At 55.7% G+C, this 8,753-nt stretch carries 7 protein-coding genes; 3 read left to right on the plus strand and 4 right to left on the minus strand.

The window, feature by feature from the left end; all coding sequences use genetic code 11:
• Positions 1-2 precede the first annotated feature (2 nt).
• From ACQG11_RS23040 to ACQG11_RS23055, 4 genes are read right to left on the minus strand one after another with little or no spacing between them, the layout of a single operon-like run.
• Positions 3-1,241, minus strand: coding sequence for a DotU family type VI secretion system protein (locus ACQG11_RS23040; protein WP_003859963.1), 1,239 nt, complete (start codon positions 1,239-1,241; stop codon positions 3-5).
• 17 nt (positions 1,242-1,258) lie between these two features.
• Complete coding sequence (tssK, locus tag ACQG11_RS23045; RefSeq protein WP_108367072.1) at positions 1,259-2,602, minus strand: type VI secretion system baseplate subunit TssK; 1,344 nt, start codon at positions 2,600-2,602, stop codon at positions 1,259-1,261.
• A 28-nt stretch (positions 2,603-2,630) separates the two neighbouring features.
• On the minus strand, positions 2,631-3,134 hold the full coding sequence (tssJ, locus tag ACQG11_RS23050; RefSeq protein WP_022648418.1) for a type VI secretion system lipoprotein TssJ: 504 nt from the start codon (positions 3,132-3,134) through the stop codon (positions 2,631-2,633).
• Between the two features lie 23 nt (positions 3,135-3,157).
• Positions 3,158-3,652, minus strand: coding sequence for a hypothetical protein (locus ACQG11_RS23055; RefSeq protein WP_023300336.1), 495 nt, complete (start codon positions 3,650-3,652; stop codon positions 3,158-3,160).
• A gap of 930 nt (positions 3,653-4,582) precedes the next feature.
• Between ACQG11_RS23055 and ACQG11_RS23060 the strand changes: the two genes are divergently transcribed.
• The 3 genes from ACQG11_RS23060 (at position 4,583) to ACQG11_RS23070 (ending at position 8,548) form a co-directional block, all read left to right on the plus strand.
• Entirely contained in the window at positions 4,583-5,563 is a 981-nt protein-coding gene (locus ACQG11_RS23060) for a GlxA family transcriptional regulator (protein WP_426728874.1), read from the plus strand.
• A 78-nt stretch (positions 5,564-5,641) separates the two neighbouring features.
• The gene (gene gap, locus ACQG11_RS23065; RefSeq protein ID WP_426728875.1) at positions 5,642-6,652 is read left to right on the plus strand and encodes a type I glyceraldehyde-3-phosphate dehydrogenase; all 1,011 of its coding nucleotides are present in this window, start codon (positions 5,642-5,644) and stop codon (positions 6,650-6,652) included.
• 213 nt (positions 6,653-6,865) lie between these two features.
• Entirely contained in the window at positions 6,866-8,548 is a 1,683-nt protein-coding gene (locus ACQG11_RS23070) for an alpha,alpha-trehalase (protein WP_126502895.1), read from the plus strand.
• Positions 8,549-8,753 lie beyond the last annotated feature (205 nt).

Consider the following 8,753-nt stretch of genomic DNA (forward strand, 5'->3'; position numbering starts at 1 on the left):
CCTTAGTTTCCTTGCGGCAATCCGTTCAGCTCGGCCTGGGTATTGTCAGGCGATACCAGCAGCGTAATCTCCACGCGGCGGTTACGGGCGCGATTTTCAGGCGTCGTGTTAGGCGCTACCGGGTTGATCTCGCCCCGCCCTTCGGCTTTGACGCGCTCAGGCTGCGAGAGGCTACCCTGGAGCTGTTTTTGCACCGAACGGGCGCGCTCAAGCGAGAGTTCATAGTTAGAGGCGAAGCGTGCGCTGCGGATCGGCACGTTGTCGCTGTACCCCACCACCAGAATTTTGCCGCTGACGTTATTCATCGCCTGGGCGATGCGGTCGATGACCGGCTCATAGCGATCGCGCACCACCGTTGAGGCCGAGGCAAAGAGTCCGTCCCCTTTCAGGATCACCACGCTGCGATCCGCCTCATCCTTAACGGCCACCAGACCGGCATCAATTTCCGGTTTCAGGAAGCCGCGCAGGTTCAGTACCGCCGGCAGCTGGCGCGCAGGTTGCTGGATCGTGGTTTCCGGCAGTTGGGACTGGTAAATTTTCGCCAGCACCGGGCTGGTGTTATCACCGAGACGCCAGTTCAGCACGATATAGAACAGGCAGGCGATAAAGCCGACCAGCGCCACGCACGCCCAGAGTGGAATCATCGGCCGCCAGAGCTTGCGCAGAACGGGGCGATCTTCCGGGTGCGGCGAGAGCGGCGGCGGGTAGCTGCCGCGAACGCCACGGATCATCTGCCACAGGCGCTGTTTGATGGTTTCAAGCTGGGTCCGGCCATTGTCCAGCACGCGGTAGCGGCCTTCAAAGCCGAGCAGCAAACAGTAGTTGATCATCTCCAGCAGCAGAATGTGTTCGCGCGGATTCTGAGACAGACGTGCCAGCAGCTGGAAAAACTTCTCGCCGCCCCAGGTTTCGTTATGAAACGTCACCAGCAGACCATTGCTTGACCAGACGCCGCTGCTTCCCCAGGGGGTCAGAGCGGCGGCTTCGTCCAGCGCCGTGCAGAGGCAGTAGCGCGCGCCGACAATCACTTCATATGGTAAGCCCGCCTGCTGGCATCGCACCTCGAAACGGCGAATTTCGTCAATCAGGCGCTGGCGCAGCCCGACCTGATCGTCGTGGGAAACCGAATGACGGATTTGCGGAATCGCATTGAGCAGCGGATTGGCGGCCGCCACCAGCTGATTGTTCCCACTGGCTCCGGTAAACACGGCATCACTGCCGGTATCCTGTCGTTCCTGCATATTAAGCGCTCGCTTTATTATTCTGTCGGGCTACGGATGGCCCAGAACTCCATATCGAGACCCGGGAATTCCCCTGCGAGATGCAGCGCGAATGCCCCAGACTTGTCCATCTCGTGCCACAGTTCGCTGCCCCTCTCGAGCTCGAAATAGCTGTAGCCTGCATGCCACGGGATCTGCGGCGGCGCGACGGGCATTGCCCGAAGCATGATGCCCGGCAGCTGGAGCTGAACCAGATCGCGAATTTTCGAGACTGGCGCAACCTTCATCTGGGCAGGGAAATGGGTTTGCAGGTGTTCGCCGGGGACATTGGCTTTTACCGCCAGCACGAAGCCAAATTCGCGGACCATGCTGGTCTCCGGTACGGTGGCGATGTTCAGTCCGTGAGAGCGTTCGTGCAGCGGCAGCTGGATGGCATGATCTTCCATGACCAGCGACAGCCCCTGACGCAGCATCAGCATCATTTTGCCGAAGCAAAGGGCGAGATCGTCATGGTCGTATACCGGCAGTATGCTCTCTGCGGTACGCTGCGGCGTCCAGGTGGCGAGTTCCGTGGCAAACGGCAGCCAGCTTCGCCAGAGCGCTTCAGGGTGAAGCAGCGGCAGCGTTTTTAAATGTGAGATGTCGCCAAGGTGGCGGTTGATCAGCGAAAGAAGCGTGAACTCAACCATCTCGGACGTATTGAAACGCCCCGGCTGGCGCAGGCGGCCGCCGATCTGCTGGCTACGCTGCACCAGCAGGCCGTGCAGGTCATTGATCATGCCGTACAGCTGCGGGCTGTTATTGGCGTTCAGCATTGGCGGGATGTAGCTGTTATCCAGCCGCACGTGGTTGTCGTTGCGCTTTTCAGCGACGCACGCCACGCCGATGGCGGTCCATTCTGCCGTCAGATCTTTCTCCAGCATCAGGGTCAGACGCAGGCGGCCAAACTGAACCGTCGCTTCCCCGACCGACATGGCGTTGTCGTCTTCTACCTCTTGTTCAAACGTAATAAAACGCGCCAGAGAAGAGTGCTCCTCGCTGAAAATCACCTCTTCACGTCCACCGCGACGAACCGGCAGCGCAAGCACCACCTTTTCATTGGTAAGATTATCGGGGATTTTTAGCGGGGCCGGACCGTTGCGGTCGCTGCGCACCTGGAAAAAGGTGCCGTCAGGGAGCAAACCGCTACAGTAGCTCAGGGCAATACAGCCCTGGCGAAGCATCGCTTCATCCAGCTCAAGGTCGAGAAAGCCCCAGAGATACGAACGCTGCAAGGCCCCCCACTCACGAACGTGGTTGAGGAGGTAACTTTCTGTCCGCTGAAAATGGTGGGGACGCAGGAACATGCCCTCGGTCCAGACGACCTTTTCTGCTTTCGTCATGATGATCTCTTTCCTGTTATGAAGGGCGTTACTGGCTGATGACCCGGATACCATTTACGTCAAGGAAGACGCTGGCCTGGAGTTCATCTGCGGACCATTTCCAGAACTGGTAAATCGCGTTTTCGCCGGGAACAGGCAAAGGAAGTGAGACGCGCCATTTTTTGCCGTCCAGTGCCTGGTATTCCGCCATTACGCCGATATAGCGCGCTTCCGGTGAGCTTTGACCGCTCAGGGTTTTCGAAAGCTGGCCCGGCATCAGGAAGAACACATCGCTGTTCAGCAGATTCGCGCCAAGCGTGGCTGACGCGTTGTTCTGTAAGGAGTAGAAGTCGCTGGACATGAAATCCGCATCGGATTTCAGCAGCAATACTCTGACCTTAAGCGGTGCAGAATCATTGATTTGAGGATGAGCCTGAAACTGAAGATTGTAGCGGGAGGGGTCGCTGTGTGAAGACGACGTACAACCACCGATCAGCGCGAGAATCAACGCAAAAAAAGGGAACCACATCCGATGGAAATTTTTATTATTCATAAAAATATGCTCGTGAAACCCGTTTAGTTCAGGATCCAGGTACCGTTCGCGCTGTCTTTGCAGGCTTTGCTGTTGCCATCGACATCAACACAGGTGGTTTTCTTGCGCGCTTTAGGGCGCAGTGCCTGTTTACGCACGGTGGCTTCGTACTGGTCGGCCTTGATCACGGCACGCATCGGCACGTAACCAATCAGCTGTTCACTCCCATCATCGGCCAGCGCCATCCAGAAATGTTCAACCTGCCCCAGCACGACGTAAGTTTTTCCGGTCTCAAGCGTACGGATCACTTTTCCACCGTAGTCAGGACGGCTCATCAGGGATGCCGGGTACATAGCACGATACGGTTCGTTCACCTGAGTGAACTCCGCCGGAGGGGTAACAGCGTGACGGTGCGTCAGCGTGATGCCATTAACCTGGCTGGTCACAATCGTATCATCGGTGATCGCTGGTTTTTGCGGCGCCTTACAGCCCGCCACCGCCATAACAAACAGAAGTGATAACAATACACGCAGTTTCATATGCTTTTCCGTAGCGATATTTAGAGGATGAAGAGAGGGGATAAAATTTGACTTAGGTGCTATTGTTAAAAATAGTCAGGTTTTTCCGGGGCGTTACTATTATTTGGGCATAGCTACCGCACGAGCCTTCGAGAATAAGGCCCAGCGTAATCCTGACATATTTTGACAAACGGTAAACAAGTTTACATGAGCTTATCACCTTTTCAATATTTCCTTTTTCGCTACTGCTGATTCATGAGGCATTCGCCTCACTCTGAGATTAATCTGAAAAATAGAGAAATCGCGCAATTAACTGATTTAAAGACAAAAAAACCCAAAAGAGAACCATTATCACTAACGTAATACCACTATTTCTGCCACTACCATAATTAGTAGAACGGAGAATTTTTCAGTTGCATATGAATATATCTCACACGAATTATTTGTTGTATCGATAGCAAATCGTCAATACTCAGGACGATGTCCCATCAAATTAAGAAAACACAGTAAGGATGAAAAAATTAATTTCACGCCGCAAATTAACTTTATGCTCTCCCCCCTTCTTAAGATAATTTTCTTTCGTCTGGGCCGTATGAATAATTAAGCCTGACTACACTCTTGCTCGCCAAAGCATTGCTCAAAATATAACCCACCCTTTCCAGGTAATGAATAAAGACGCTGCTTTCGACAGGCGAACTTCATTTGGCATTTTACCGTCACTACACTATTGCTTGCTTTCCACCACTCCGACGATTTATTACAAACATGATGAAAATTTGTTATGAGTTCTTTGCTTTCCCGCACCATAGCTTACAGGCCGAGCGGTAAAAACAGGTTAAGTAGGTATCAAAATATGTGCCGGTGCCGACATCGGGGTTGACCAGAACCGTGCTCGGTAACGGTCAACGTCCTCCACTTGACTTATATTGTAAGAAAGGTACTTTTCAGGACATGAAGAAGATCCTGATAATTGTTCCTGATGGTGGCATGTTGTTTGAAGCCGCCGGTATAGCCGACATTCTGATGCAGGCCAACCGTCTGCACCCTTACGGTCTGGCGCAGCCCCGCTACCGCATCATTATTGCCACTACCCAGCCTCACCTGGTGATCCATGGCCAGTCCGGCTTAAATCTGCTGGCGGACTATCGCCTGCCGGAGCTGGATCCGCGCGAGCCGCTGGACACGATTATCATCACCGGCCGTGGCATGAATGAGCAGGAAAGCACTGCGGTGGTGGACTGGCTGCACCTGGCCGCGCCGCATGCGGGACGCGTCGCCTCTGTCTGCGGCGGGGCCCTGCTGCTGGCACAGGCCGGACTGCTCGATGGGCGCCGGGCAACGACCCACTGGCGGCTTCTGGAAACGTTGAAAACCCGCTATCCTGCGGTCAACGTTGAGGGCGGCCCGCTCTATGTTCAGGATGGTCCCGTCTGGACGTCCGGCGGCGTCAGTTCCGGGTTTGATCTGACGCTGGCGCTGGTAGAGGATGATTACGGCTTCACCCTCGCCCGCAACGTGGCGCAGGATATGGTGATGTACCTGCGTCGGCCTGGCGGCCAGCTACAGTTCAGCCGCTATAATCTGGAGCAGTCCGGCGCGACCGGACCGGTTAGCGAACTGCAAAGCTGGATCCTGCAAAACCTCACCGCAGATTTGTGCGTCGAAAGGCTGGCCGAACGGGTCGCCATGAGTCCGCGCAATTTCACCCGCGTGTTCACGCGTGACGTCGGTGTACCTCCGGCCCGTTATGTCACCGAAGCGCGCCTGGCCGCCGCACGACAGCTTCTGGAGCAGACCCCGTATCCGCTTGAGGTCATTGCCGAAAAAAGCGGGTTTGGGACCAGCATCAACCTGCGCCGCGTTTTTGAAAAGCAGCTTCATCTCACGCCGGGCGAATATCGCCAGCGTTTCCACTGCCGCAGAATGGCGTAATCTGATCCTTTTTTGTCATTTACGCCAACCGACCTGACACCTACAGTAACTCCAGACAACACAGATAAGGAGTGCATCATGGTTAAGGTCGGTATTAACGGTTTCGGCCGTATCGGACGTAATGTCCTGCGCGCGGCGCTGGGCAATCCGGATCTCCAGATTGTGGCCATTAACGATCTGACGGACAGTAAAACCCTCGCCCATCTGCTGAAATATGACTCTCTGCTCGGCACGCTACCGGTACCTGTGGAAGCGGAGGACGGCGCGCTACAGGTTGACGGGCAACGCATCACCGTATTCAGTGAACGCGACCCGGCAAACATTCCGTGGAAAGACGCTGACGTTGAGGTGGTAATCGAAGCCACCGGTTTCTTCACCGAACGTGATAAAGCGGCGGTGCATATCACGAGCGGCGGCGCAAAACGCGTCATTATTTCCGCCCCGGCTAAAAATGATGATCTTACGGTGGTAATGGGCGTGAACCACACGCTGTACGATCCGGCCCAGCATTTTGTGGTCAGTAACGGGAGTTGCACCACTAACGGTCTGGCGCCAGCGGCGCAGGTGCTGCACCAGCAGTTTGGCATTGAACACGGGCTGATGAACACCACGCATGCCTACACCAACAGCCAGGCGCTGCATGACCAGCCAGAAAAAGATCTACGCGGCGCGCGTGCGGCAGCATTATCGATTGTGCCTTATTCCAGCGGCGCGGCAAAAGCGCTCGGGAAAGTAATCCCCGAACTGGACGGTAAACTCACCGGGTATTCCCTGCGCGTGCCGGTGCCAGTGGTGTCGATTGTCGATCTGACGGTGACGCTGAGCCGCAACGTGACCGCCGAAGAGGTGAATGACGCGTTCCGTCAGGCTGCCGGTAGCGGGCCGCTGAAAGGCATCCTGGGCTACAGCGATGAACCGCTTGTCTCCAGTGATTATCAGGGCGACCCGCGCTCATCCATTATCGACGGGCTTTCAACGCTGGTGATTGGCGGGAATATGGTGAAGATCCTGTCGTGGTATGACAACGAGTGGGGCTTCTCAAACCGTCTGGTGGATTTGGCGGTGCTGATGGATAAAAAAGGGTTGTAGGGCTTAAGCCGGGTGGCGTGAAGCTTACCCGGCTTTTCCGTGGTGTGGTTAAAAATTAAGTAATTCAACCCTGGTGTAGTGAAAGCGCACCCGAATTATCTGGTTATGCGAAAAATGGGACATTCAACACGCGAAGTTATCGATATTCGTCTAAGGTTTTCAGGTAATTGACAACAGCGGTCACGCTGCTCAGCGAAGACAGGAGACGAACCGATGATAAGACCTCGCGCACGACGCCCCGCTTTTTTACCCCTTGCGTTGGCAGGCGCACTACTCGGTGTTACCGCATTTGGTTATGCTGAAGACCAGCCAACGAGCCAGCAAAGCTCACCTGATATTCTTCTTGGCCCCCTCTTTAATGACGTTCAGAGCGCCAAACTGTTCCCGGATCAGAAAACTTTCGCGGATGCCGTTCCCAAAAGCGACCCGCTGATGATCCTGGCGGATTACCGGATGCAGCATACCCAGTCCGGTTTTGACCTGCGTCACTTCGTAGAGATGAACTTTATCCTGCCGAAGGAGGGTGAGAAATATGTTCCCCCTGAGGGCCAGAGCCTGCGCGAACACATAGACGATCTGTGGCCAGTGCTGACCCGCACCACCGACAAAGCGAACAAATGGGACTCCCTCCTGCCTCTGCCAAAACCTTATGTCGTGCCGGGAGGACGCTTCCGCGAAGTCTATTACTGGGACAGCTATTTCACCATGCTGGGGCTGGCCGAGAGCGGCCACTGGGATAAGATCGGCGACATGGTGGACAACTTCGCATACGAGCTTGATACCTGGGGCCATATCCCTAACGGTAACCGCAGTTACTACCTGAGCCGCTCTCAGCCGCCGTTCTTTTCTTTGATGGTGGAACTGTTGGCCACGCATGACAGCGACGCGTTGAAGAAATACCGTCCGCAGATGGAGAAGGAGTATGCCTACTGGATGGAGGGGGCTGATGGGCTCCAGCCTGGTCAGGCAAACAAACGCGTAGTGAAGCTGGATGACGGCTCCCTCCTCAACCGCTACTGGGACGATCTGGACACGCCACGCCCTGAGTCGTGGCTGGATGACGTGACCACCGCCAAAAATAACCCTAACCGTCCGGCCACCGAGATTTACCGTGATTTGCGCTCTGCCGCGGCCTCGGGCTGGGATTTCAGCTCCCGCTGGATGGACGATCCCCAGAAGCTGGGTACCATCCGCACCACCAGCATCGTGCCGGTGGATCTGAATGCGTTGATGTTTAAGATGGAAAAACTGCTGGCCCGTGCCAGCCAGGAAGACGGGGATACCGCAAGCGCAAGTAAATATGACGCGCTGGCCTCCGCACGTCAGAAAGCCATGGAGAGCCACCTGTGGAACGATAAAGAGGGCTGGTATGCGGATTACGATCTGAAAACCAGGAAGGTGCGTAATCAGCTGACTGCCGCGGCCCTCTTCCCGCTGTATGTGAAGGCCGCATCACAGGATCGCGCCGATAAAGTGGCCGCAGCCGCATCGTCGCGCCTGCTGAAACCGGGCGGTATTTCTACCACCACCATCAACAGCGGGCAGCAGTGGGATGCGCCGAACGGCTGGGCGCCGTTGCAGTGGGTAGCGGTGGAAGGGTTGCAGAACTATGGTCAGCAGAAAGTGGCGATGGACGTGACCTGGCGTTTCCTGAAAAACGTTCAGCATACCTACGATCGCGAGAAGAAACTGGTTGAGAAGTACGATGTCTCTTCGACAGGTACCGGCGGTGGCGGCGGTGAGTATCCGTTGCAGGACGGTTTCGGCTGGAGTAACGGTGTGACGCTCAGGATGCTGGACATGGTCTGCCCGAAAGAGAAGCCGTGCGACAGCGTACCGGAGAATCAGCCTGCGGCAAACGATGATGTTGCACCTGCTAAACAGGCGGCGCAGTAGCGCCCCTCACCCTAACCCTCTCCCCAAAGGGGCGAGGGTTCCCCAGTGATTTCAAAGCAGAAGCAATAACGCTGCCTTCAGAATAACTGAGAGCTTTCAGCGATGACCTGGTCCGGCTGTAAATCGCTGAGGCGTTTCCTGAAGGCCGGGGCGAGGCGCAGGGATGCGCCGAGAGGGCGGCTTTACAGGGACGTTGCCTCCGCCC

This window comes from Enterobacter cloacae complex sp. 372C4 (assembly GCF_050030615.1).
Taxonomy (GTDB): domain Bacteria; phylum Pseudomonadota; class Gammaproteobacteria; order Enterobacterales; family Enterobacteriaceae; genus Enterobacter; species Enterobacter intestinihominis.

Coding starts and splice junctions, on each gene's coding strand:
- ACQG11_RS23055 (WP_023300336.1), bottom strand. CDS start 3,652: ATGAAACTGCGTGTATTGTTATCACTTCTGTTTGTTATGGCGGTGGCG.
- gap (WP_426728875.1), top strand. CDS start 5,642: ATGGTTAAGGTCGGTATTAACGGTTTCGGCCGTATCGGACGTAATGTC.
- ACQG11_RS23070 (WP_126502895.1), top strand. CDS start 6,866: ATGATAAGACCTCGCGCACGACGCCCCGCTTTTTTACCCCTTGCGTTG.
- ACQG11_RS23040 (WP_003859963.1), bottom strand. CDS start 1,241: ATGCAGGAACGACAGGATACCGGCAGTGATGCCGTGTTTACCGGAGCC.
- tssJ (WP_022648418.1), bottom strand. CDS start 3,134: ATGAATAATAAAAATTTCCATCGGATGTGGTTCCCTTTTTTTGCGTTG.
- ACQG11_RS23060 (WP_426728874.1), top strand. CDS start 4,583: ATGAAGAAGATCCTGATAATTGTTCCTGATGGTGGCATGTTGTTTGAA.
- tssK (WP_108367072.1), bottom strand. CDS start 2,602: ATGACGAAAGCAGAAAAGGTCGTCTGGACCGAGGGCATGTTCCTGCGT.